General features: G+C 44.0%; 15 protein-coding genes. 5 read left to right on the forward strand and 10 right to left on the reverse strand.

Annotated features, from left to right (window positions below):
* The first annotated feature begins 6 nt into the window (after positions 1 to 6).
* On the forward strand, positions 7 to 735 hold the full coding sequence (locus tag BMW79_RS05780; RefSeq protein WP_089891739.1) for a LytR/AlgR family response regulator transcription factor: 729 nt from the start codon (positions 7 to 9) through the stop codon (positions 733 to 735).
* A 71-nt stretch (positions 736 to 806) separates the two neighbouring features.
* On the opposite strand, the gene BMW79_RS05785 is transcribed toward BMW79_RS05780, so the two are convergent.
* Both BMW79_RS05785 and BMW79_RS05795 read right to left on the reverse strand, forming a co-directional pair.
* Entirely contained in the window at positions 807 to 3,182 is a 2,376-nt protein-coding gene (locus BMW79_RS05785; RefSeq protein ID WP_089891741.1) for a TonB-dependent receptor, read from the reverse strand.
* Positions 3,183 to 3,419: 237 nt separating this feature from the next.
* The gene (locus BMW79_RS05795) at positions 3,420 to 4,175 is read right to left on the reverse strand and encodes a phosphoglycerol geranylgeranyltransferase (protein WP_089891747.1); all 756 of its coding nucleotides are present in this window, start codon (positions 4,173 to 4,175) and stop codon (positions 3,420 to 3,422) included.
* Positions 4,176 to 4,499: 324 nt separating this feature from the next.
* Here BMW79_RS05795 and BMW79_RS05800 point away from each other — a divergent pair, with 324 nt between their 5' ends.
* From BMW79_RS05800 to BMW79_RS05810, 3 genes are all read left to right on the forward strand, one after another.
* Positions 4,500 to 7,793: a vitamin B12-dependent ribonucleotide reductase gene (locus BMW79_RS05800; protein ID WP_089891750.1), complete on the forward strand. Its 3,294-nt coding sequence runs from the start codon at positions 4,500 to 4,502 to the stop codon at positions 7,791 to 7,793.
* 548 nt (positions 7,794 to 8,341) lie between these two features.
* Complete coding sequence (locus tag BMW79_RS05805; RefSeq protein ID WP_089891754.1) at positions 8,342 to 8,845, forward strand: hypothetical protein; 504 nt, start codon at positions 8,342 to 8,344, stop codon at positions 8,843 to 8,845.
* Positions 8,846 to 8,865: 20 nt separating this feature from the next.
* The gene (locus BMW79_RS05810; protein ID WP_089891758.1) at positions 8,866 to 9,354 is read left to right on the forward strand and encodes a YcxB family protein; all 489 of its coding nucleotides are present in this window, start codon (positions 8,866 to 8,868) and stop codon (positions 9,352 to 9,354) included.
* Positions 9,355 to 9,494: 140 nt separating this feature from the next.
* Here BMW79_RS05810 and BMW79_RS05815 read toward each other — a convergent pair whose 3' ends face one another.
* The 5 genes from BMW79_RS05815 to prs form a co-directional block, all read right to left on the reverse strand.
* The gene (locus BMW79_RS05815; protein WP_089891760.1) at positions 9,495 to 10,211 is read right to left on the reverse strand and encodes a DUF2490 domain-containing protein; all 717 of its coding nucleotides are present in this window, start codon (positions 10,209 to 10,211) and stop codon (positions 9,495 to 9,497) included.
* A gap of 110 nt (positions 10,212 to 10,321) precedes the next feature.
* A complete protein-coding gene (locus BMW79_RS05820) occupies positions 10,322 to 11,812 on the reverse strand; it encodes a SusD/RagB family nutrient-binding outer membrane lipoprotein (protein WP_089891763.1) in 1,491 nt (496 codons plus the stop codon).
* Between the two features lie 11 nt (positions 11,813 to 11,823).
* Complete coding sequence (locus BMW79_RS05825; RefSeq protein ID WP_177192054.1) at positions 11,824 to 15,408, reverse strand: SusC/RagA family TonB-linked outer membrane protein; 3,585 nt, start codon at positions 15,406 to 15,408, stop codon at positions 11,824 to 11,826.
* Between the two features lie 132 nt (positions 15,409 to 15,540).
* Positions 15,541 to 15,987, reverse strand: coding sequence for a GNAT family N-acetyltransferase (locus tag BMW79_RS05830; RefSeq protein ID WP_089891770.1), 447 nt, complete (start codon positions 15,985 to 15,987; stop codon positions 15,541 to 15,543).
* A gap of 91 nt (positions 15,988 to 16,078) precedes the next feature.
* On the reverse strand, positions 16,079 to 17,011 hold the full coding sequence (gene prs, locus BMW79_RS05835) for a ribose-phosphate diphosphokinase (RefSeq protein WP_089891774.1): 933 nt from the start codon (positions 17,009 to 17,011) through the stop codon (positions 16,079 to 16,081).
* A gap of 215 nt (positions 17,012 to 17,226) precedes the next feature.
* Here prs and BMW79_RS05840 point away from each other — a divergent pair, with 215 nt between their 5' ends.
* Positions 17,227 to 17,904 carry a carboxypeptidase-like regulatory domain-containing protein gene (locus tag BMW79_RS05840; RefSeq protein WP_177192055.1) on the forward strand — a complete coding sequence of 226 codons (678 nt, stop codon included), beginning with the start codon at positions 17,227 to 17,229 and terminating at the stop codon, positions 17,902 to 17,904.
* Positions 17,905 to 18,010: 106 nt separating this feature from the next.
* Here BMW79_RS05840 and BMW79_RS05845 read toward each other — a convergent pair whose 3' ends face one another.
* The 3 genes from BMW79_RS05845 to BMW79_RS05855 all read right to left on the reverse strand — a co-directional run bounded on the left by BMW79_RS05845 (position 18,011) and on the right by BMW79_RS05855 (position 25,007).
* Positions 18,011 to 19,123: a hypothetical protein gene (locus BMW79_RS05845; protein ID WP_089891779.1), complete on the reverse strand. Its 1,113-nt coding sequence runs from the start codon at positions 19,121 to 19,123 to the stop codon at positions 18,011 to 18,013.
* Positions 19,120 to 22,992 carry a PAAR-like protein gene (locus BMW79_RS05850; RefSeq protein ID WP_089891782.1) on the reverse strand — a complete coding sequence of 1,291 codons (3,873 nt, stop codon included), beginning with the start codon at positions 22,990 to 22,992 and terminating at the stop codon, positions 19,120 to 19,122. The genes BMW79_RS05845 and BMW79_RS05850 overlap by 4 nt, the downstream gene beginning before the upstream one ends.
* Positions 22,993 to 23,183: 191 nt before the next feature.
* Positions 23,184 to 25,007, reverse strand: a complete 1,824-nt coding sequence (locus BMW79_RS05855) for a type VI secretion system Vgr family protein (protein WP_089891785.1) — start codon at positions 25,005 to 25,007, stop codon at positions 23,184 to 23,186.
* Positions 25,008 to 25,252: the final 245 nt, after the last annotated feature.

Consider the following 25,252-nt stretch of genomic DNA (forward strand, 5'->3'; position numbering starts at 1 on the left):
TTGCCAATGAAAAAAGCATTGATAATAGATGATGAACGCCTGGCCAGGAGTGAATTGAAAAAGTTACTGGCAGATCACCCGGAAATAGTGGTGGTAGGAGAAGCTGTGAATGCGAAGGATGGTATAGAAAAGATAGAAACACTTCATCCTGACTTACTGTTCCTGGATATTCAGATGCCTGATAAAACGGGTTTTGACTTGTTGGCAGAACTGGAAAAGACGCCGCAGGTAATTTTTACAACTGCGTATGATGAATATGCGTTGAAGGCATTTGAATACAATGCGCTGGACTACCTGTTGAAGCCGGTAGAGCCCAAGCGCCTGGCAGATGCGATTCACAAATTACATCAGCAGGATGAAAAGGACCGTTTAGCCGCGTCCGGTGGTATCCGTTCCTTACTATCTGAAAACGACCAGGTTTTTGTGAAAGACGGCGACCGTTGCTGGTTTGTAAAATTGCAGGAGATCCGGCTTTTTGAGAGCGTAGGTAACTATGCCAGGGTTTATTTTGAAACCAACAAACCTTTGATTCTCAAATCATTGAATGCATTGGAAGAAAGACTCGATGAGCGTACTTTTTTCCGTGCAAACCGTAAGCATATTGTGAATCTGCGGATGATTGAAAAAATTGACACCTATTTTAACGGCGGTTTACTGCTGGAAATGCGGGGTGGCGAGAAAATTGAAGTGAGCCGCAGACAGGCGGTGAAGTTTAAGGAAATGATGAGCCTGTAAATTCGCAGGGTCAAAAAAATAAAAACGGGGCCACCTTTATCCAAAGGTGGCCCCGTTTTTACTGTGCGGCATTAGAACTTTGCAGCAATACTGGCGCTGAATCTACGCGGCATCATTTGTCCTACGTAACTGCCCCAGTACACTTCATTGGTGAGGTTATCCAGTTTGAGGGTTATCCTGTACCGGGATTTTTCGTAACTGGTCATGGCATTGAAAACAGTATAAGCAGGCATATAGAATGCACCACGGGAGCGGGATTGCTCTATGTACGCCTTGTCGTTATAGTTTCCTCCGATGCCCAGACCTATTCCTTTCAATGTTCCGGTCAATACATGATAGCTTAACCACAGATTGGCAGTTTGCCCGGGTCCGGTCCACTGGCGAAGGCCATCTATATCCGGGTTGGTGTTAATGGCGTAAATGTCGTTGTAGGCATAACCTGCAATCATATTAAACCCTTTAAACGGATTGGCAATGACTTCTACTTCCACGCCTTTGCTGAGCTGGCCACCATCCTGTAACTGGAACATTTCTCTTCCCGGTGTCAGGTCATTCCGGATAATATCGTCCACTTTGATATGATAGTAGCTGATAGTGCTGCTCAGTTTACCATTGAATGCATTCATTTTTACACCTGTTTCCCACTGATTGGCATGACTGGGCTTGAAGGAAGTAAAGCTGCCATCGGGCTGTCTGGCGGGAGCGTTATTACTAAAGCCATTCATATAATTCGCGAACAGGGAGATTTTGCCTGGCAGTACCTGGTAAACCAATCCCAACTTTGGCGATACGGCTGTCTGATTGTATTTGCCGGTGGTGGTATCCTTTACAAGATCTTTACTGCCGTTATTCACAAAATGATCTACCCTTACGCTGGCCATAGCCAGTAAATTATCCGTGATATTCAATACATCGGAAACGTAAGCGCTGTAGGTGATCTGGCGGGTGGCACTCCGGTCGAATGGTACATTGGCGAGTGCTGCATCCAGGGTTTTACTGGTGAGATCGTAGTAATGAGGATCCTGCTGGTATATGCGGATCTGATCAAATCCGTAGATCACAGCACCGCTTAAATTTTCAAGGTTATTGGTATAGTCGAGGCCCAATACAACCCGGTTACGCATACCGGCTATGGAGAAGTCGCCGTTAAAATTCTGCTGCACTTGTGTGTATCTGACGATATTATCTTCATAACCGGGATTCCTGGATACTACTGTATCTCCCAAAACATCATTCCAGCTGTAATATCCTTTCTCCCTGGAATGTGTTCTTGAAAAGCTGGTTTTTGACACCCATTTATCAGATAGTTTGTAATTAATTTCTCCGTAAATGGTGAAAGAGGGCTTGGTTTCATAAAGACTGTTATCGCTATAGGAACGTTTCCAGTCTATTCCCAGATCCCTTGGTGTTGGTTTGGTAAAAGACGCCTCCGGGAACATACGGTTAAAGTCATTGGCTTTCTGCGAGTATATTTCGGCATCTAACAATATAGATAACCGGCTGTTGGGTTTGTACAACAGGGAGGGTGCAACGAAGAAACGTTTTGAATAGCCGACATCCTGGAAGCTGCCGCTTTGATCGTAGGCTACATTTGTTCTGAGGAATAAGCCTTTTTCCTTGCTCAGGGGCGTATTTACATCAGCTGTGATGCGGTGTAAGCCAAAGCCTCCAATAGTATATCCTACTTCTCCGTTAAAGTTTTCCAGCGGTTTTTTGGAAACGCGGTTCAGCAGGCCGCCAAAGGAAATAAGACTGCTACCAAACAAGGTAGCGGATGGTCCTTTCAGTACTTCGATCCGCTCTATGTTGGCCAGTTCAATACTATTGGTTTTAAAATCCTGCAGGCCGTTACGTAGATAGCTGGTGGTGAAAAATCCACGGAGGTTAAATGAATTGGATCCATTTACAAGTGCCTGGCTAACGCCGGTCACATTTTTAAGCACGTCGTTATAGCTCACAATCAGCTGGTCCTGTAGTAGTTCTTTTGGGATCACATTATATACCTGGGGGTTTTCCAGGTTCTTTAATGGCATGCGGGCCACATCCTCTACTTCTTTCTGGGCAAATTTATTATACCCTGCAATTACCGTTACTTCCTGCAAGGCATGCGCATCTTTCACGATGGTCAGGTCCATTTTGAGCTGCTGTCCGGCAGAAAGCGAAATTTGTTTTTCCAGGGTCAGCCATCCGATGGATTTGATTGTCAGGGTATATGTTCCTGGTTCAATGCCTTTTATCAGGTAGGCGCCTTGTTCATCTGTTATGCCTCCTTTGTTGGTGCTTTTCAGTACCACCGGGATATAACCAGCCGCCTTGCCATCTGCACTCCTGATAACACCCTGGATGGTGGCGTTATTGGTTTGTGCATAGCTGCATAGCACTGCGAATAAAAGTGATATGGTGACTGCGATGTTCTTGATTGTTCTTGTTGTGAATAGCAAGCTCATATAGATATTTGGTTAGCGATGAATCCTGGCCATTGCAATAATGCCGGGAAAATTCAGCGCAAAGTTGCGTCGATGTTGTGCAGGAAGGAAATCGGATTGGGAAAATGGTTTACGCGAAGAGGAATTTTTTCGGCAGATGTAGAACGCCCTGATACCGTTATTATTCAGATCTGGCAGGGCTGTCATAAAAAAGGGATGTATCATTGATACATCCCTTTTCATTTTATTATTTTATACCTAAGCTTTCACTGGCACAGAATGTACTGCATCTGCCAGTTCTTTGATCAGGGAAAGATCTTTTTCAATAGCGTTACCTACAACGAGGATATCGGCTCCGGCTTTACAATTCAGGTAGGCCTTTTCAGCATCCCGGATACCACCTCCTACAATGATAGGAGCTTGTACCTGGCTAGCCACACGGCTGATCATACTTTCCGTGATAGGTACACGGGCGCCGCTTCCTGCATCCATATAAATCACTTTCATGCCGAGCATTTCACCTGCCATAGCGGTACACATGGCAATATCTGCCTTGTCTGCCGGGATGGGAGTCGTATTACTGATATAAGAAACGGTAGTGGGTGCGCCACCGTCAATTACCATATAGCCGGTTGAAATAACTTCCAGACCGCTTTTCTTTACAGCAGCGGCGGACACTACGTGTTGACCGATCAGTAATTCAGGATTTCTACCTGAAATAACAGACAGGTAAAGTAAGGCATCAGCGTATTTTGATACCTGCGAAGGGCTTCCGGGAAATAATACAACGGGAATGTTGCAGCTTGCTTTCAGCTGTTGAACGCATTCATCAAGATGATCGGAAATCACCAGACTACCTCCAAGAAAGATATAATCTACCTCGGCAGCAGTGCATTTGTCTGCAATCTCTATGATTCCGGCAGGAGTCACCTTATCCGGATCAATTAAAACCGCGAATGCCTTTTCCTTTTTAGCCTTTCTTTCGATGAACGAAGTATATATGTTATTGTACATCAATAGCGCATTGTTCCGGTTGTCGCAAATGTATAATATTTTTATTAATAACACACATTGCTAAATAAATATGCATTCAATTCATTTTCTATTCATGAACTTCATGATACCTACCTTGTTATATGTGATACAACTGTAAATATTCTGTTAACGACAAATTTTGAGCCGGATTTCTTTTGGCTTTATAACAAATGTATTGGCAAACTGTTTGCGCAATTATCCACAATCTGTGCAAAATAAAAGGGCCTTTCCAGGCATTTTAAAATTAATTTTAGAGAACTCCGCTATACTAACTCATTCTATCATCTAAGAAAATTTACGGGCATGAAAAATCCAGTCAATAGTCAAAATGGGCTTGCGTTCTCTCGTCATTTTACCAAAGAAGGTGTGAGTCCTTACGATCAGTTTTCCTATGAGCTCCGTTCCTCTGTGATCCGTAATCCGGGCGGTGACGTAGTGTTCGAAATGAACCAGGTGGAAGTGCCGTCGGCATGGTCACAGATCGCTACAGATATCCTGGCGCAGAAATATTTCTGCAAGGCGGGTGTCCCTCAGACGGATGGTAGTTCGGGGCGGGAAACGTCTGTAAAACAGGTCGTTCACCGCATGGCCAATTGCTGGCGTGCCTGGGGAGAAAAGTATGGTTATTTCGCCACTGAAAAAGATGCCCGGATATTTTATGAGGAGCTGAGCTACAGCATGCTCAACCAATCATGTGTACCCAATTCGCCCCAATGGTTCAATACAGGGTTGTTTGAAAGTTATGGGATCAAGGGGAAGCCGCAGGGGCATTATTATGTGGAACAACATACCGGTACCCTGGAAAAATCGACTTCTGCGTATGAAAGACCCCAGCCTCATGCCTGTTTTATTCTGAGTGTGAACGACGACCTGGTAAATGACGGTGGAATCATGGATCTATGGATGCGGGAAGCGCGTATTTTTAAATATGGGTCAGGTGTTGGAACCAATTACTCCCCTATCCGTGGTGATGGGGAGAAATTAAGTGGTGGCGGCACCTCCAGCGGACTGATGAGTTTTCTCAAGATCGGCGACCGGGCAGCCGGGGCTATCAAATCGGGTGGCACTACCCGGAGAGCGGCCAAAATGGTGTGCCTGGACCTGGATCATCCTGAGATTATGGAATTTGTTAACTGGAAAGTGGAGGAGGAAAAGAAAGTGGCTGCCCTGATTGCTGCCGGTTATTCTTCTGATTATGAGGGAGATGCATATAAAACGGTGTCTGGCCAGAACTCCAATAACTCGGTAAGGGTACCCAATTCTTTTTTTCGTGTGCTGGAGGCGGATGGAGAATGGGAACTGAAAGCCAGGACCAATGGTAAAACGGTAAAGACCGTAAAGGCGAAAGATCTCTGGGATCAGATTACTTATGCCGCCTGGCGTTGTGCCGATCCCGGTACCCAATATGATACTACTATCAATGAATGGCATACTTGTCCGCAGGGAGGTCGTATTAATGCCTCCAATCCCTGTTCTGAGTATATGTTCCTGGATAATACTGCCTGTAACCTGGCATCTTTAAATCTCCGGCGCTTTTTTGATGAAGAGAAGAGCTTGTTTGACGTGCAGGGATTTGAGTATAGTGTAAGGTTGTGGACGGTAGTGCTCGAAATTTCCGTACTGATGGCGCAGTTTCCATCAAAGGAAGTGGCGCAGCTGAGCTATGAATATCGTACCCTGGGACTTGGTTATGCTAACCTTGGATCTATGCTGATGGTAAGCGGTATTGCCTATGACAGTGAGGAAGCCCGTGGAATTGCCGGCGCTATCTCTGCGATCATGACGGGCGTAGCCTATAAAACGTCGGCGGAAATGGCCGCCCACCTGGGGGCATTTCCCCGTTATGCGGAGAACCGGGAAGCGATGCTCCGGGTAATGCGTAATCATCGTGCAGCTGCCTATGATGCTGCGGATGCTTATGACGGGCTGGAAATAAAGCCAAAGGGGATTGATGCACGATATTGCGCCGACTACCTGCTGAAATCAGCCACCAAAGCCTGGGATGAGGCGGTAAAGCTGGGTGAACAATACGGTTACCGGAATGCACAGGCAACTGTGATTGCACCTACCGGCACCATCGGGCTGGTAATGGATTGTGATACCACGGGGGTAGAACCTGATTTTGCCCTGGTAAAGTTCAAAAAGTTATCCGGAGGAGGATATTTTAAGATTATAAACCAATCTATTCCTACGGCCTTGCAGCATTTGGGCTATTCTTCCCATGAAATAAAGGCGATAGTGGACTATGCGAAGGGAACCGGTCATTTTGCGGGAGCGCCCTATATTAACCATCAGTCGCTCAGTGAGAAAGGATTTATAGGAGAAGAACTGAAAAAGCTGGATACGGCTGTTGCTTCTTCCTTTGACATATCCTTTGTTTTTAATGTATATACGTTGGGTGAAGAATGTCTGCAAAGATTGGGTTTCAAGGCGGAAGACTATTATAACCTGGAATTCAGCCTGTTGCATGCGCTTGGATTTACGGATGAGCAGATAGAGGCGGCGAATGACTACATCTGTGGTACCATGACGGTGGAAGGGGCGCCTTATCTGAAGGAAGCTCATCTGCCGGTATTTGACTGTGCAAACAGGTGTGGGAAGCATGGAGAGCGGTATATCCATCCGCACGGGCATATCCGGATGATGGCGGCGGTGCAGCCTTTTATATCCGGTGCGATCTCAAAAACAATCAATCTGCCGAATGAGGCGGTGGTGGCTGAAATTGCGGACGCATACCAGCTGAGCTGGGAATTAGGACTGAAAGCCTGTGCGCTGTACAGGGATGGCAGCAAATTGAGTCAGCCATTGAGTAATAAGAGTGATAAAAAGAAAAAGGTGGAAGTGACAAATGAGCCGGTGGCCACTGATTTACAGCAATTAACTATAGATGAGCTGCTGGAAGAGGTAAATAAGCGGATGCTGGCGAGCCGGGATACAACCTTGAAGCGTCAGTTATCACGTATTGTGGAGCGTCAGAGCTTACCGTCCAAGCGGAGAGGATTTACGCAGAAGGCGAATGTGGGTGGGCAGGTGATTTTTGTGCGTACAGGAGAGTATAATGATGGTACGTTGGGAGAAATCTTCATTGATCTGGCGAAGGAAGGTTCCACTTTACGGAGTCTGATGAACTGTTTTGCCATTGCTGTTTCGGTGGGATTGCAGTATGGGGTGCCTTTAGAGGAGTTTGTGGATAAGTTCATTTTTACCCGTTTTGAGCCGGCGGGGGTGGTAGATCATCCGAATATCAAAACGGCTACTTCTTTGATTGATTATATTTTCAGGGTGTTGGGATATGAATATTTAGGGCGTACTGATCTTGTGCATGTGCTGGATGCGCCTGAAAATACAGGAGAAGGTGAAGAGGAGGAGGACGAAACGCCCCGTTCTTCTGTGCGCACGGATAATGGTGGTACAACTGCTTCCCGTACTCCTAAGGTGCAGGCTGTGAGCGTGTTTCAGCAGGAAAGTGGTACGCAGGATTACCTGAAAAGTATGCAAAGTGATGCGCCTGCGTGTAATACTTGTGGTCATATCACGGTGCGATCAGGCACTTGTTACAAATGTCTGAATTGCGGCACCAGCATGGGTTGTAGCTGATTGGTGTTGCAACTTCTTGTTAATGATATGTTATTTAGCCTCTAAAATTTCAAAGAAAAATAACATGCCTTTATCTTTGTATTCAAATAGGGTTTTCATAGGATAGTAACAAATTGAGGGCGCTTTTCTAGGCGCCCTTACTTTTTTCCAAAAATGCCCGGTTTCTACACGCTTTTCTGGGGTCACTTACAGCCCAAAATTCTTTTGCATTTATTTTCTCATTTGATATTTTTCTGAAAAAGTCTCTTTTCTTGCATCTTTTAAAATTATGCATCGAAATATTTGATTTTTTCTAATATTTATTCTTTTCCCTAACTCGCGATATAATTTTATTATATTTGTTATTGTATTAATTTTTATTATGGTTACTGTCCTATGAAAAACCAAATATTCCTACACCGCATGACTCATCATGCACTGTAAATGACTCTCGAAAGCAATGGTTCGTCCATTGCTTTTGTTTTTTCAGGGGTTTTTACGCATATTTTTTAATCTACTAGAAATCTCAAAATATAATTGTATTTTTAAACTCGAAAATTTGACACCTTATGAAGAAGCTGTTGTTAATGCTGTTGGTAGTTTTGGCCGCAGCCACATCAGCAAATGCCAGCACTGGTTTCAAGAACGGAGATAACAACGGAGATAAAAACGGCGGAGATAACAACGATAACCGTAATAATGCCAAAAACACGAATAATGCCAAGCCTGTAAGGGTAGAGGAGTTTGTGTTAATGTTTCCGCGAGTAGAGACAACGGAGAAAGTTGATGAGGCAGAGTTGGAAAAAGCTATTGTGGATTTATACAAATGGTATTTACAAAACGAGACTAAGTTAAATACAAACGACTTTCTTAAAGGAAGTGGTAAGGAACTTGCTTTCCCTTTTAAAGTGGATCCCAAGACCTTACAACAATACTTTCTGTTCATCAAGAAAAACTTCCCGGGTTTCAGCGAAGATGATCTGTCTAATGTAAAACGCAACCGGAAGAAGGAAGCACCTGTTACTGTGCGTGATGAAATGGATAATCCTATGTCGATTTCGGTTAACAGATAAAACTACTTTGCCAGGCGATAATGCATTTAGAGTTCAACTACGATAAGGGGGAGGTATTGCATGCATTGCGCTATCATTTTATGCGGAGAGGCGAGATTAAAGTCTTCCGTAACACCCTCATTATATTACTGCTAGCTACTTTAACAGGGTATTTTTTCCGTGTGGTAACCACTGGTGCACTAACTGGTATCGTCATTATGACACTGGTATTGGGTTGGGTTTTCTGGTACCTGTTGCCTATTTCCATCTACCATAAGGCAGCTACTTTCAAAGACAGCATATATCTTAAATATTCGGACGAAGGGTTATTGATTTCCACCCGTGGGAGCGATCATCCCCGTAATATCAGCTGGAGTAATTTTTCCCGGGTGGTAGAAACAGAGAAATTCTTTTTTCTTTACCGCGACAAGAAAACTTTCTTCCTTATTCCAACCAGTGCCTTTCAATCAGAAGAGGCGTACCGTAGTTTCGCTGGAATACTTAAAGCGAAGTTTAGTAATTACAGATAACACTGAGGAGGCGCCCTGGTGCTTTTGCAGGATCAGCTGGTTTTTAATAAAGTATTTTGGGGAGATAGAAGCAGATACCTGCATCTATCTCCCCAAATCTTTTTACGGCAAATGTCATCTGGTCCTGAACTCAGATTTTCTCAGAGGTTTATATTCTGAAATACACTGAGATGCAGGATATGATTCATGGTTTTGGCGCCGGAAGTAACCTGTATTAATTGGTTCATATAACCAATATCCGCTTTCAGGCTGGGATTGAACTGATAACCAAAGGCGGCGAGAAAACGGTTCTGGTCAAATAATAGGTTACTGATATCATTTCCCCAGAGATTCAGAAAAATTTCATCCTGCAGGGCTACATAAAACGGGGTGGCGGCTTTCTGGTGTTTGATCCCCAGTTGTGTGCGATTGAAATAACGCACCCGGTTGCCATACTTCCAATTTCCTATTGCATGCGGACTTCCCGGAGCTGATGGTTGGGATACCCAACGCTGTTCGAGTCGCACGCGATGCGTCATATCCAATTTTTTTGCTTTATGGATATATTGTTCAAAGATGCGTTGTTCCGGTAGCCAGGTGTTGGTGGCGTTGCTGTAAGTGGGCACAAAAGCGTAGCCCAGCAGGATATAATCCTGTTTGCTGACAGCATATTGTAATCCACCACGCATCAATAACTGTCCTTTGTTACTGATACCATCTCTGATACGTAGTTGCACATCAAACGGAACGGCCCATTTACTGTTAATTTTCATGGTGCCGAAATAAGTATACCAGTTCTGGTAAGCTTGTGTCATCTCTTGTGCTGTTGCCAGGCGGACAATAGCCATCAAGGCCATTGTGAGCAGTACTTTCCTCATAATCGCTGAATATAGGTGGCGCTAAAGATAATTAAAAGAGGGTTAAAAAAGAAAGCGCCTGCAGATGCAGGCGCCGGTAGATTGTTGTTTAGCTATAGTTGATTGTTGTATCAAAATTTATTGTACCACAGTTTGGTGCCTTTTGTATCGCCGCCGATGGCAGATGCAGCGGCTTCGTAACTGGCTTTATTCTGTGTTTGTTCGGACACCAGATAAGTCAGGCGATATGGCACCATTGTTACACTTGGATCCAGTGAACCGGATTTAGGTGCAATGAATAATGGTTGACCACCTGGCTTATTGAAATGCAGCCTGGTTCTTTCAAACCATGCCTGGAAGCCTTGTGGATAAAGCGCCAGCCATTTCTGTGTACCAATTACATTTCTCCAGTCGGCCGCTACGTACGGCACTTTGCTGAGATAGTTTGTAACGATGGTATCGTTAATACTTGCATTCTTGGTAAGCAGGCGCCAGTAGTCGATAGAGGCGCGGATACCATTTGTATAATGGGTAGCTGCGTCAGCGCCTACATTCATGCCTCTTGCCGCTGCTTCGGCGAGGATAAATTCCACTTCTGAATATCCCATCAGGATACCAGGCATAGTGGGGCTATAGATCTGCGTACCTGGAGTTGCGTAGGAGTTCTCCGGCAACCTGTTTGTATCTGAAGCGGCCCATCCATAAGGCATTCCCCTGTATACCGTGTCTGTTTTAGACGGGCGAACATAAATAGGAAGACGAGGATCGCCTACACTTTGCATATAATCTATCAGGGTAGCGCTTACTGAGAAGTCGACGATCGGACGTGCGAGGTCATTATAAGGGAACTGATTAGGTGCCGCATCCAGGTATTGGAACTGGGCATTTTCCAGGTTACTGCTAATCGCGTCCTTGTAATGAGCTTCGATGATCTGTTTGGCTTTTTCCGGTGCAGCATCAGCCATACGGATGGCTAATCTTAACATGAGTGAATTGGCCAGTTTTTTCCACTTCGTAACGTCTCCGTTATAGATTATATCTCCGGAATTAAAACTGATCTGAGCAGCATCCAGTGTGTTTATCTGTTTCTGCAGGGTATCCAGCAGGGCAGTATAAACGGTTTGCGCATCATCATATTTAGGGGTGATGTTCGTGGTGCTCTGGAATGTTTGTGAATACGGAATATTGCCGTAAGTGTCTGCCAGGATCTGGAAGATCCAGGCGCTGGTAATTTTTGCAATGGCGTTCTGGTTAGGCACACCTGTCTGGTCTGCTTTCGCATTATTCTGTTTTACCAGGTCATCCAGGTTATGTAACGACACACGGTATAAAGTGTTCCAGAAAGCGGCATTATTACCTTCATCCAAATTGAACTGGCTGTCGTTTGTCCTGGAATTTCCGGTCCAGTACTGTGCATAGTTCATGGCGATAAAGCCGTTTTGTAATCCGCTGTAAAGCATATCCATGGTGCTTTTCTGAGCACCTGTAAGGAGATATTGCGGTTCAGCTGAGGTTGGTTTGGTCGGATCCCGGTTCATGTCGTCCAGTTTTTTACAACTGGTCATTGCGAGTGAAACCATTAAGGCGCCGATGCTGCTATATTTTAAAATCTTTTTAGTCATCTTCACAAAATTTAGAATGATACATTCAGGTTTAAGCCATAAGACCGGAGAGATGGCAGCGCACCACCTTCAATACCCTGTACATTGGATGCAGAGTTGAGGATGTTGGATGGATCCACATTTGGTGCGTTGGATTTAATCAGCCAGAGGTTACGGCCATATACAGAAAGACGTGCCGCTTGCGCTCCTACTTTCTTGTACCATGATTCCGGCAGGTTATAACCAATTTTAGCTTCTCTCAGGTAGATGTAGCTGGCATCATACAGATTTGCTTTACTGATCACATTACCACCGTTATAGTTGAAGTGATCCTGTGCAGTGATCTTTGTTGTATTAGCATGACCATCTGCAGTAACACCCGGAACAATGATACCGTTTTCACGGATGCCATTTTCTACAGTAGTTTCCAGCAGGCCTGATTTATTTCCATACAGGTTAGTATAAGAGAAAAAGTCGCCGCCATGTTGGAAATCAACCAGGGCAGATAAGTAAATACCTTTGTAAGAGAATGTATTTGTGACCCCACCTACATAATCAGGGTAGGCGTTACCGATAGGTTTGATGGCACTTGGTACATAGCGGCCGAGTGCATCCACCACTTTCTGCCCGTTGAGGTAAGTATAATCAGTACCACGGATTGTTCCGAGGGGCTCTCCTACCTGTCCAACTACGGATACTTTCTGCGTACGGCGGTCGGTGCCAATTGTCAGGAAGTCCAGTGAAGTGTTGTACTGTTCGATATTGAGGTTCAGTACCTGGTTCCGGTTGCGGGAAACATTGGCGCTGATATCCCAGCGGAAGCCATTTTTCAGGCGGATGGGATTCAGGTTCAGTCCTATTTCAATACCCTTATTTTCTACGCTGCCACCGTTCACGTAAGCACCGGTGAAGCCGGTTGCAGTAGGCAGTGCCAGTGTAATGATCTGGTCTTTAGTGACACGTCTGTAATAGGTTACATCCAGGCCGATACGGTTATCGAGGAATTTCAATTCCACACCGGTTTCTACTTCCGTTGTACGTTCTGGTTTCAGGTCTTCGTTATAGAGCGTTGGTGAGAACTGAGAAACCGGGTTGCTACCGAATGGCGGAATAAAGTCGTATGTGTTATAGATACGATAAGGATCCGCATCGTTACCTACCGCAGCCATACTACCTCTTAATTTACCAAATGACAACCATTTCCAGTCTTTCAGCAGATCAGAGAACACAAAGGAAAGGGAGGCAGATGGATAGAAGTATTGGTTGTTTCCTTTAACCAGTGTTGATGACCAGTCGCTGCGTCCGGTGAGATCCAGGAACAACAGGTTCTTGTATCCCAGGTTGGCAGTAGCGAAAGCAGAGTTGATCTGTTTTTCGTAATACTGATCAATAGCCTGTGCCGGTTGTACGGAGTTCAGGAGGTTGTATACACCCTTTGTGATCAGCCCCTGTACGGCGCTTCCGCCGGTAACGGTCCACTCACGATGCATTACGTTTCCACCCACTGTTGCGTTTAACTGAAAATCTTTACCAAAGTCTTTTTTGATATCCGCTGTTAACTGATAGTTCATTTCGCGGTTACTTCTTACGCGCTTGATGTAGCCACCAATGGAGTAATCTTTTGCGGTTCTTTCTTCTTCGAGTGTGTTATAGTCGTCCATGAAAACACGGCCGGAGAAGGAGAGCCATTTGGTGGCGTCTACATCTAAGCCGGCGGAACCAAAGAGCCTGTTGCGGCTATCTGTTTCATAGTCCATGTAGCGGTTCCAGTATGGACCGTTGCTGGAAGAAATGTTTGGATCATTCCATGCGCGGCGGTTCCAGGAGATTTGTGATCCGTCGTCGTATTGGTATCTTTTTTCTTTTTCTATATCCAGTTGACGCTGGCCATACATAGTGAACTGCAGTGTTGGGTTAGGACCGGAGAATCCGGTACCAGGGCGGCCTTTTACCTGTAAGGAGGTATAGTTCATAGAGGCCACCGCCTTTACGCCTTTGGCCAGTTCATAGCTACCATTAAAGGAGAGATTATTCCTTTTGTTGGTGGCGTTGGGGAGTACAAAGGTTTGATCCATGTTGCCGTAAGACAGGCGGAAACTTCCCTTATCATTACTGCCGGCCATGGAGATATTGTTGGTGAGGGTAAACCCTGTTCTATAGAAATCTTTTACATTGTTTGGATGTGGAGACCAGGTGTCGGTTTGGCCGAAGTAGGGATTGTTTTTATTCTTATCCCATGACCAGTAAGGACGGATAATCTGGCCATTCAGTTTCGGACCCCATGATTCATCCACTGCATACTGAGGCATCAGGTCATAGCGTCCTTTGCCGTTGTTGTCATCGTAAGTAGCTGCCTGTTCATTCAGGAAGCCATCCGGGTGCTGGTTATAGTACAGGGTATCGAATTTTCCTGCATTACCGCCACCATACATATTCTGATACTTTGGAAGTACGGCTACCTGGTCAATCTGCGCATTGAGGCTATAAGTAACACCGATGCCTTTTTCTGTATCCGGGCGCTTTTTGGTGGTGATCTGTAAGACACCGTTGGCGCCACGGCTTCCATAGAGAGCAGTTGCAGCCGCACCTTTGAGGACAGAGATATTTTCAATGTCTTCCGGATTGATATCCTGCATGGGGCTACCATAGTCGTAGCCACCGCCACCGTTCTGTTGTCCGGGATCGTTGGTTACGTTATTCATCATGGGAACGCCATCGAGAACAAAGAAGGCGTTATTATCGCCCAGGATGGATTTCACACCACGGATGGTGATTTTGCTGGCGCCGCCCATGGATCCTGTATTGCTGCTGATTTGTACACCAGGTACTTTACCGGTAAGCGCATTTACAAAGTTTACTTCTTTTGCTTCCTGTACGGCGTTACCGCTTACTTCCTGAATGGCGTAGCCAACGGAGCGCGGATTCTTTTTAATGCCGAGGGCGGTTACTACCACTTCTCCCAATACTTTTTTAGTAGCATTAGAAGGAACCATCGTGACATTCAGTTCGCCTCTTTTTTCTATGGGAATAGCTTGTTCACCATAAGTGGAAGCGGTTACCAGGATGGTATCACGCACAGCAGCCTTGATAGTGTATTGACCGGTAGGGTCTGTCTGGGCATTTATTTTGGAAGATTTATTCCGGATTACGGCACCCGGGATAGGAGTTCCTTTATCATCTTTCACTGTTCCGGAGAGCTGGAATTTACCTACTTCGCTTTTGGCAGTAGCGGAATCCGGAGGGAGGATGAGTGCGGTATCCTCCTGAGGTTTTGCGACAGGTGCTTTTTTAGTCGTATCAGCTACTGGTTTAGAAGTATCCTGTGACTGCGGAGCACTTGAGTCGGCTGCAGGTTTGATGACTACCGGTGTAGCAGTATCCTGTTTAGGTTTAGCGCTCGAATCAGTAGCGGGTTTAATGACTACCGGAGTAGCTGTATTTTGTTTAGGTTTTACACTTGAGTCAGCAGCAGCGGGTTTAATCACTACCGGAACAGTGGTATCAGCTTTCAGCTGGTTTGCTGTGAGATACCCTTCGGGTTTTGCGTATGCGCTGCTGGAGGTATAGCAGAAAAAGGCATAGCACAGCCCCGACCAGGCTAGTACATGGCTTCTCATTGTATTATGAAAGATTTGGTTACAAAATTTTTTGACAGGATTCCTATGCTGTCTATTGTTACATTGCTTATCCATCAATATAACAATACAATCAAAAGGCCTTCTACAATGGGTTGCAGAAGAAAAAAAATATTATTTCAGGTTTTTCCTCATTTCGTAGTGGGGAATGCCCACTTCTGTAAATTCTTCTCCACAGATATCGTATCCTAGCTTCTGATAGAATCCTGTGGCTTCTTTGCGGGCATGCATGGTCAATTCATGGAAGCCATTATTACGGGCATATTCTTCTGCGAACACGATAATTTCCCTACCGATACCTTTTCCCTGTAATAGTGGAGAAACAGCCATTTGCCTTAACTGTACTGTGTTTTCGCTGACAGGGGTAAGTATACAACAACCTGCGAGGATCGTATTTTCGTCGATCTTTGTATAGCCTCCGATGAAAATATCATTAATTTCTTTTTGCAGTTGTTCCGCTGAAAAGGTTAGTCCCAGCGGTTTCCGCAACACTTCGGTGCGAAGGTCTACCATAGTATGATAGTCACAACTACCGTATTCGATTATACGAAAATCAAGCATATAGTCAGTAAGATTTGCAGATAGAAGTTTATCCCGAAACATTGCTACAAGTTCACAAGTGTCTGGGAGACAAATAGCTTGCCAACAGGAATCAGGCGTGTTGTGATTCGAAGTAACTGACGATCAGTTGATCTACAGATTTTACTTCGAGCATATCATCATGAATGGCGTTGGCATTTGGATGCGTATCTGTGCAAACAACTTTTTTAATGAGGCCGGATGCTTTGATTTTTTCAAATCCATTTCCTGCGAAGATGCCATGGGTGGTGATTACGAAGATATTTCCGGCACCTGCATCACGATAAGATTGGGCTGCGTGGATGAGGGAGCCGCCGGTGCGGATCATGTCATCGTAAATGATGACCGTTTTGTCTTTCACATCCGCACTGATGGCGGTAATGGCAGTTTCTTCGCCTGAAATGCGGCGTTTAAAGGCGAAAGCTGCGGGAACGTGGAGATCATTAGCAAGTGATTCCACCCATTTTGCTCGGCCAGCGTCGGTACTGGCGAGTACGAAAGGCTTTCCGGCAGCGAGTTCCAGGGCAGTGTCCATAACAAAGTTTTTTGCATACAGATGTACAGGGCGCACATCATTTTCAAAATACCAGGTTATGCCATCCACATGCAGATCAATCATCACAATCCTGTTGCCACGGGAGGTATTGGGGAGCGAAGAAAACAAGACTGCGCGCGTTTTCGCCTTTACAATCTCCCCGTATTTTACGGCGCGTTCCATGGTGGAATAGCCGAAGAAAGGAATGATAATCGTAAGAGAATAGGCCCCTAATTGTATGCATCCGCTGGCCAGATCATATAATTCCAGGGTTTCTTTGTCGTCGATAGTGCCGCCCAGCAAAATGACCTCTTTGTTGCTGACATTACTCAATATGCGGTGATAATGTTCCCCATCCGGAAAATCGCGTATGTCTAATTCCCCATTTTCCCAGGCGGAGCCTGTAATCGACAGAATCCTGGTTTTTAAATACTGGTAGTGCTGGGTGGCAAAGATGATCTTCTGTGGCATGACTTTTACAATAAAAAGGGTGACAAGGGTAAAAATAAGTGATTAGGGGGATATTTATAATGTTGATAATTAATAATTTTGTTCCCGAGCACTAAACTATTCCCCGTTTTTTAACTTTTCATTTGCGGGTGGAACATTAAATTTGAAGGATTACTATATTCATGATTCGTTTTACAGCATATATCGGAGCACTGTTTTTTTTCTTTTTCATTAACATGCAAGGAGTTTTTGCGCAGGTGCGCTTGTCCGGTATGGTGGCGGATCAGGATTCCAAAACGGGATTGCCTTTTGTTTCTATTGTTAACAAAAGGACTATGACGGGCACATTGAGCAATGAAAGCGGCCGTTTTTATATCGAGGCTATGCCCGGGGATACCCTTGAGTTTTCCATGTTGAGTTACACGCCTAAGATATTGCTTGTTCCTGGCATGTCAACTTCCCAGGAGGTGTACATGCAGAAAAGGCTGTTTGAATTACAAGGTGTAAATGTGCGGGGGAAGAATTATAAAAATGACTCCCTTGCTTTGCGGGATGAGTACGGACGATATTTTGACTATCGTAAACCAGGCGCCATGGATGTGCTGAAAACACTGCCGGCCAACCCGATTACCGCTTTATCTTATCTTGTTCCGAGCAAAGTGCGTAAGAGAAAGGAGCAGTTTCATGAACAACTGCTTTACTGGGAGAAAGAGAAGTTTATTGATTACCGCTATTCTCCTGAGTTAGTTGGAAGAATGACAAAGCTGCAAAGTCCGGAACTGGACTCTTTTATGTATAAGTACCGGCCCGGGTATCAGTTTTTGAACACTGCTTCCGACTACGATCTGCTGTTATATATCAAACAATCGTTTGAAGAATATCAGAAACAAAAAATAGATAAGAAAGAGCCTTAATAATAGCTACGCCAGGGAATTTTCCCTGGCGTATTTTTTTGCTATCATAATTTACTGGCATTCCTGTTACACATTCGTTGGCCTGTATATGCCGGATTTATATTGTCTATTCCAGTTGCTGCTTTAATGCTGGCAGCTGAAAGTATTGATGTTGTTTCAGATAAGCAGCCAACCCCTCATCTTTTACCAGGAGGTTGTCCAGCAAGGTAGCGGCGGGCCATATCCTGGAATTTTTTGGCGTCCACTGGTAATAAAGCGGCTCATATATATTACAGATATACGCAGCTATTTTTCGTTTTTCGTCCAGGGAAAATATTTTATAAGGATTATTTTTGTACATGTCATTATTATCATTTGTATAAAGTGCAAACGCATATTCAAAGAGCGCCTGGATCAATGCGTTGTCATCTGCCTTTGTATTCCCGGCTATCCACTGCAATAGTTCTTGCTTTATTTCCAGTGCTCCGGTGGCATTTTTTACAAAGATTATTTCTCCTACTGTACATCTGTGATTATCGTCCAGGTCCAGGTAATCATTCATGACCAGTGAATTTATGCGGGGTTCCCTGGTATAGCCAAATGATTTAACCAGGGTTTTAAGAAAGGCGCTGTCTTCTGCGAGGAGATAGGCGAGATCTGATTGACTGTTGTTGAAGAGGTATTTGTTTATTGATATCGTCTTTTTATGAAGATCTATTATGTAATGGACACTATCCGTGAACTCAATAAAATCGCCCAGTAGTGGCACTCTGGTAATAAATTGGTACTCTTTTGAAATGAATATATTATCGGTTGTGTAATCAAATTCATCTATTGTGTTTTTTGTCTCTGCAAATACTGTTAAAAATTTCTTCCTTAATTTGACTTTTTGATTTTCACAGTTTAGAATATCACCAAATATTGTTTGCAGCTTTGTCTCAAACCTATCCTGGTCCGTTAAGTTATAGTTGTTATCTTTTAAACCTTGTGCAATTAAAGGCAGGGCAATTAGTATATCCTTTTCGGAATATTGATAAATTGGTCGCCGGCCATCTTCGTCTGCCTCTAAATGATCTTGTAAATCAAGTTGATTTTTGATTATGCTTGAATTCATAGTGTAACTTTTTTTTGCAGTATCTGTTTGAAGTTTTTTATGACTCGATGATATAGGATGACAGCGAACTGCCAGTAACCCAATAGTCATAAATAGTAGGCCATTTAGAATGCTATTATTCTTCATCTTAATCCAATATGAAAGTGATTTTTATGAATTCTTATTGAGTCTCCTGTTGTATTTTTAATGCTTTTTTTATACGCATAGTTTTTCTTGAATCCCCATTTACCAGCAACTCTCAAAATATTCTCCAATACCCTGATAAATTCCTTTTCGTCCTTATAAGCCCTTTTCGCCTCCGTCCAAAGCACAGCCCCTTCCCTATCCGTACTCCCGGGATACCTGATATCTATGTCATTCCCTTCAATATGTCCGTCATGGCCAATGTTCCTTTTATCGCTGGCGGAGATGTCATTGAAGTAAAGTTTGTCCTTGTGGCCATTTTGCGGTAATGAATAGAAGAATCCTAACAGTGGAGCAGCTATAACAGGTGCAATGTAATTATCATCACCGCCATCTCTAGTACCGTATCTTCCCCAGTTGGGGCCTGTTTCAGGAAATGGCATTAATCCGTTTTCGTTTGTGGTCAGTACATAGGTTTTAATAAGTGCATCTGAAAGATATACATCGTATTTATACTGATTACTGGTCGGATTTTGTGCTATAAGACGATAGCTAAAAGTGTTTGTTTGAATAATATATCTGTTCATCGGGCCAACAGGCGCTTTCCCGTGTAAACAGTCTTTCACCCGGAATAAGCCAGATGTGTTGGTGTTGAAAACATGTTTCTTTGCGGCATGGGAGCTTTTGCCGTTTACTGTAACGTCTTTACCTACTAAGGTGCTGATTGTTGAAGTTACTTCTGTGTTCCCATTGGCAGCGCGATGTAATCCTTTCCAACGCCAGAATGCCATGGACGACAGCGCCGCTATTTTCATATCTGTGGCCACCAGGTCCGGATGAAGAAGGATATCTGCGTTTTCCTTGCGTGTAAATCCGTTGGCGTAGGTATATGCGTCTCTGCCTGTGAGCTGGATAAGCCCTCTGCCTCTGAATGTCCATCCGTCATTTTTCTGGGTATTGCCCAGGCTTTTGCCTTTTGATGAAGCCGGACTATAAGCATAATTGGCAATGTTTTGCTGATCTTCTTTTGTAACACCGGGATGGATAGGTCTTCTCACAGCCCTCCCCCACTGCAACGCGTTTTTCTTTCCTTCAGTTGTTCTAAATGGTGGGAAGGTGGGGCCAAGATCTTCCCAGTACCAGTTGAAGCTTTCTCCTTCTTTTACTTGCAGGTATTCTCCACTTTCAATGGCTACCTGTGCAAAGAAATGGGCTTTATTCCAGCAGGTATTCATACCGGTTGATACCATAAATCTGTTATAGGTATCGGCTACCGTTTGCAATGAAGACGCGCTGGCACGGGGAAATACTTTGATCAGCATTGTAGTAGTTATCGGTTTGTTGCATCTCGGACAACCAGTTTCAGTAACTTCCTCTTCTACGGATTCGCCGAGAACTACAGGTGCATTGGCGCGTACCTGTTTGTTTAAGAAGGTGTCAAACCTGTTGGATAATTTTATATGCTGAAAATAACTGACATTGTCGGGGATTAACAGGTTTTTATCCGCGATGTCAGGAGGGAAATAGTATTTATCTGTGCTGGATTTCAGGATCACATAGAAACACCGGAGCAGGCTGTCTTCCACGATATTCCCTGCTTTGAGCCGTCGGGTGTCGATTATGACCTCTGCGGTATCATATTCATTTATGCGCGCTTTTCCATCGAAGCAATATTTATCGGTTGATTGGTATTTATTTTCCCATATCTGAAACACTAGTTCCTCGCCGGAGAGATTTTTAGTTTGAATATGCATTCTTAACTGTTCTCCATACTTATAAACTTTGTAAGCATAGTGATTTTGCTGGTCGTAAAACTGTACCGCAACGATTTCTTTTCTCGCGTTTATCCGAACGTATGTTCCTTTTTCCTGTGTTCGTTTATTGCTTTGTGGCTGAGGGAACCAATATTTTTTTCCATCTGCCGTAATAGATTTCATACCGACGAACAGAATGCTGTCAACGGTTTCCGGAATGGCAAACAGGAGGCGGAAAGTGTCCCATTCAAAACTCATATTGGTTAGTAAAGGCTTAAGTTCCCGGGTGTTGATGCTCAGTTTTAATTCTCCGGTTGCATTGAAGTTACCCATGCCCAAATCTTTCACCTTATATATCCGATTAGCGGGGTTTACCTGTAGCAGGTGTAGAGGGATTTTTTCATTAGCAGCAGCTACGCTTAAAATAAACACATGGATATACTCCTGCCAGCCTATGGATGATTTATAAATAAGTTGCTGATCGGAAAAGCACCAGCGTTCCACTGCGGCCTTTAATGCCATTATTTCTATTGATTGTTTTGACTTACCCAATCGTGCGGTTATTAAAAATCGTCCTTCGGCCCTAACGGAAGCGTTTGTAATTTCGCATCCACTTGCACCGTAGGGTTCCCATATAACTGGTCCGTCGAGTATCTCATCGTAGTCCATTAATGTTTGAAGAGAGAGTGTATAGCACTTTCCGACAATCCAATTGGTATTGCTATCCGGTATAATAATTTGCAGTGCTTCATTGCGTTTTACTTCAAAGTGCCATTTAGCATTTTCTGAAAAGCCTCCGTCATCGTCAACGACGGCCTCTATTACATATTTGCCGGGAATAGTAAGATGAATATTGCCCTCAATCGTAATGAATGGACCGATCCCCATTTGTTTACCGTTTAGCAACCACCGGGTGGTAGACGAAACGTCGAATGGCAAGGGTTTTTGAAGTTTCATTGCTGATACATAAAAACTCATGTTGGTGCCAGGTCTGATCAGATGGGTCGATTCCTGGTTTATAATTGTTACAGGCCCTTTGCTTTCGGTATGGAATTTTTTTCGGACCAGTTGATTGGAAGTTGCCTTGTTCATTATTGCCTGAACGAAGTAGGAAGTAGCAGCATTCGTAGGCGTAAATGAGATATGATCTTTGCGGGACGTAGCAATGAGATTGTTACTGGCATCGGTTACCTGCATGGATACTTTTGCTTTTTCGTCGGCTGTTGCCGGATCTATTTCATATATTACAGCGATATTTGCGGGTGCATCTTTTTTTAGTCTGAAAGAATCAGGCTGTTTGTCTTTTTCGTCATTTACAACAAGCTCATTTTTAAGGCAATTATCACCAGCGTTGAAATCAAGCCACGCCGGGCTGTCGGTCTGATCTTTCCCATAAGCAAGTACCCTGTAATCGCCGGCTTTATCAAAGGAGAATGACAAAGAAGGGCTAGTCACCTCAAAGGTGGAAGTATGATTCACGCTATGACCGTTGAATACTTTCCAGTTCATCAGCGACGTATCTATGGATGTTGTATCGGCATAACTATCAACTTCAAACAACAGCGGTTCATTTAACCTGACGCGGATGCAGGGAATACTATTGTCCTTATGAGGTACGCTGGAGAAAGTGATGCTTGGTTGCCGTTTAGTTAAACAGACACTTATTGTCCGCGCTACAGGAGATAGCTTCTTCACCGGCTTCATAGCGAGGGGATTTAATGCGGTAGTGGTAACAGTACTGTTTTCGTCTGTGTTACTACTGATAAGCGCTGCCACCTGTCCATGGTGTATAATACGGATGCAGGGAGTTCCGGCTGTCGCACAGGTGGCTTTGCTGTTCTCCATCAATATATGACCGCCATTTGAAAGCGTAATATCCTGATATGCTTCTAACCATTGAATAACAGCAGGTGCGCAGACGCCCCGGGTGATGCTACAGGCGCCAAAGGTCCCTGGCGTGAATGGATTGCCAGTGTCCTTAGTACCTGCCACTGGCTTAGAGATACCACTGAAGTCGTTGATATATTCATCTCCCCCTGAGACCAGCAGTTTGCTCGGGGTATTCCCAAAATTGCATTTGCACAGGGCTCCCTGTACTACAAAATGTTTGTCTGCCATCTTGTTGTTTTTGAACTATTTGTGTTTATGAAATTTCACCCCTTCTTGCTTGCCATTGATGATGATAGATTTCCGGGAATGAAGGAAGACTTCTCCCGTACTATGCCAGCGAATGATGCTGGCGGTTTCTGTATATTTTTTACAGACACTCAGCATGCTTCCTGTGGGATTATTATGCATGTGCTACCGATTTAGAATATTTTGGATTTCTCTGAACTTTTGATGCTGACAGACTTTCCTGCACTGATCTGCATATTTTCCTTCGTACTCTCTATGTTTATTTCTTCCGCATTTTTATCTATTTCTTTGGCCTGCAGACTCATATTTTCCAATGCTATTTTCGTGATATTCGTAGCTGTGAGCCGGTAGTCATTCACTGCATATTGATAGAGGGAATCGCCTGCGTGTTGCAGAATATCTATGCCCGCAGCGTGGTTCACATTACTGCCAGCATTCAGATCTACATTTTCGCTGGCGTGTATGGATATATTCCGGGCGGTGATGTTTATTTTCTCGGGAGCAGATATTGATATACTTTTAGCATAGGTATCCATCAGGACTGTATTACCACCTTTGTCTGTGATAATAATGTTTTCTTTGCCTTCTGTATCATCCAGCCGGATGGTATGTCCGCTGCGGGTTTTAATCGCTTTAATATTATTCAGGGGGTCTCCGTAGCTGGTAGTTGCATTTCCATTATACGCGCAACCAATTGCATAAGGCGCTTCGGGATTTCCTCCTTCAAAGTCTGTCCATACTTCTTCGTTTATTTCCGGGATAAAATAAAACCCTTTACCCGCTCCGGCATGTGGTTGGTGGAGTCTTATCCACGGTGTACTTCCTTGTTGCCACTGGTACCTTACGCGAATCCTGCCCAGTCCTTTCGGGTCGTTGTTGTCGGTTACTATTGCACGCTGTGCTTCGCAAACGGGCATGTCAGAACGGTGAAGGACGTTTGCATTCATGTCTGCCGGAATACCTTCAAAGGTATTGTGGTAGTGGCCGTTCCCATTGCAAAAGTGTTCTATGGAGGTAAGCAAAAACTCGCCGTGATCTACGGGCACAGATATCTGTTCCTGGATGCTGACAATATCGCCTACACGTAATCCCGTATTTCGGCTGCTGCCCTTTATAGTTACTAATTCAGCGGCACGACTTTTATGGAATTGGTGAGTCAGTGTAAACAGTTCTGCGGAGGCCTTGCTGCTAAATGCAAAAGGTACTTTGTAACTAGCCTTATGCGGATACATTTTATTACTCAATGCCTGCATATGCAACGTATATGTGTTGCCGTAGTTAGAAGCCAGTTGCTTCGTATGTCCTTCCAGATGCTGATCACGCCGGTATTCGTAGGTTTGCAGCGTTTGATTTAATGGACGGGTTTTATACTCCATTGCGAAATCAATCAGGTCTTTCTGATGTACAAGTGATGTTTTTTGCGGTAGATATTTTCCAAAGATGAGTTGTTGACCGTTGTAGAAGAAGTTTTCTCCATAACGTTGTGAAAGGCGGTGGAGAAAATCAAATCCCGGTTCTTTATATTGAACAATGTATTTCAAAGGATCAGTATGGGAAGGATCTACTAAAGGGGATGCTGCGAAAGGATGACAGTTTTTGAAAACAGTATTTACAATAGATGACAAGGTTTGCTGCTCATAGGATTGCATATGCGGATTGCCGGAAAGCAATATTGCAGGGCAGTTTCCCTTAAGTATGCATTCACCGGTGTTGCCATCGGCCTCTTTGCCGGCACTCACGCCGGTAATAATACCATTAAACAATAGCGGGCGCATATCCAGGTTTATTTCAGCGGGCCGGATAGAGATACTGATCTCTTTCCCCAGCATGTATTTGCCTGCTTTAACAGGATGCTCACCATAGCGGGAAAGCCAATCGTAGCTGATTCCCAATTCAAATTCATGATGTTTTCTGGTAGATTGTTTCAGATGCAGGTATCTGAACTGATCGAATTGTTGTTGTTCAACAGATATGGTTGTTGTCGTATTTAAAGCCATGGTTAATTGGATTAAATAGTGAGGATATGTTTTGGAGAGGAGTTAAACAAAATTATTAACCGGGAACAAACGTGAAAACTAAATTATGAAAATAATTTCAATGATAAAGGATAATTAAGAATCCTACCTAAAATTATTTTTTTCAATCAGAAATATTGATATATTTTTTATCTTCTGTAATCCTTTGTCTGATTGAGTTACAGGTGTACAAGGAATAATTATTTTTAAACAGGATAAATTTTGGG

It is taken from the genome of Chitinophaga arvensicola, from assembly GCF_900110835.1.
Classification (GTDB): domain Bacteria; phylum Bacteroidota; class Bacteroidia; order Chitinophagales; family Chitinophagaceae; genus Chitinophaga; species Chitinophaga arvensicola.

Bases quoted from the DNA above. Each gene is read 5' to 3' on its own strand.
- prs (WP_089891774.1), bottom strand. From the start codon at position 17,011: ATGCCACAGAAGATCATCTTTGCCACCCAGCACTACCAGTATTTAAAA.
- BMW79_RS05815 (WP_089891760.1), bottom strand. From the start codon at position 10,211: ATGAGGAAAGTACTGCTCACAATGGCCTTGATGGCTATTGTCCGCCTG.
- BMW79_RS05780 (WP_089891739.1), top strand. From the start codon at position 7: ATGAAAAAAGCATTGATAATAGATGATGAACGCCTGGCCAGGAGTGAA.
- BMW79_RS05830 (WP_089891770.1), bottom strand. From the start codon at position 15,987: ATGCTTGATTTTCGTATAATCGAATACGGTAGTTGTGACTATCATACT.
- BMW79_RS05810 (WP_089891758.1), top strand. From the start codon at position 8,866: ATGCATTTAGAGTTCAACTACGATAAGGGGGAGGTATTGCATGCATTG.
- BMW79_RS05785 (WP_089891741.1), bottom strand. From the start codon at position 3,182: ATGAGCTTGCTATTCACAACAAGAACAATCAAGAACATCGCAGTCACC.
- BMW79_RS05850 (WP_089891782.1), bottom strand. From the start codon at position 22,992: ATGGCAGACAAACATTTTGTAGTACAGGGAGCCCTGTGCAAATGCAAT.
- BMW79_RS05805 (WP_089891754.1), top strand. From the start codon at position 8,342: ATGAAGAAGCTGTTGTTAATGCTGTTGGTAGTTTTGGCCGCAGCCACA.
- BMW79_RS05800 (WP_089891750.1), top strand. From the start codon at position 4,500: ATGAAAAATCCAGTCAATAGTCAAAATGGGCTTGCGTTCTCTCGTCAT.
- BMW79_RS05855 (WP_089891785.1), bottom strand. From the start codon at position 25,007: ATGGCTTTAAATACGACAACAACCATATCTGTTGAACAACAACAATTC.
- BMW79_RS05795 (WP_089891747.1), bottom strand. From the start codon at position 4,175: ATGTACAATAACATATATACTTCGTTCATCGAAAGAAAGGCTAAAAAG.
- BMW79_RS05845 (WP_089891779.1), bottom strand. From the start codon at position 19,123: ATGAAGAATAATAGCATTCTAAATGGCCTACTATTTATGACTATTGGG.
- BMW79_RS05825 (WP_177192054.1), bottom strand. From the start codon at position 15,408: ATGAGAAGCCATGTACTAGCCTGGTCGGGGCTGTGCTATGCCTTTTTC.
- BMW79_RS05820 (WP_089891763.1), bottom strand. From the start codon at position 11,812: ATGACTAAAAAGATTTTAAAATATAGCAGCATCGGCGCCTTAATGGTT.
- BMW79_RS05840 (WP_177192055.1), top strand. From the start codon at position 17,227: ATGCAAGGAGTTTTTGCGCAGGTGCGCTTGTCCGGTATGGTGGCGGAT.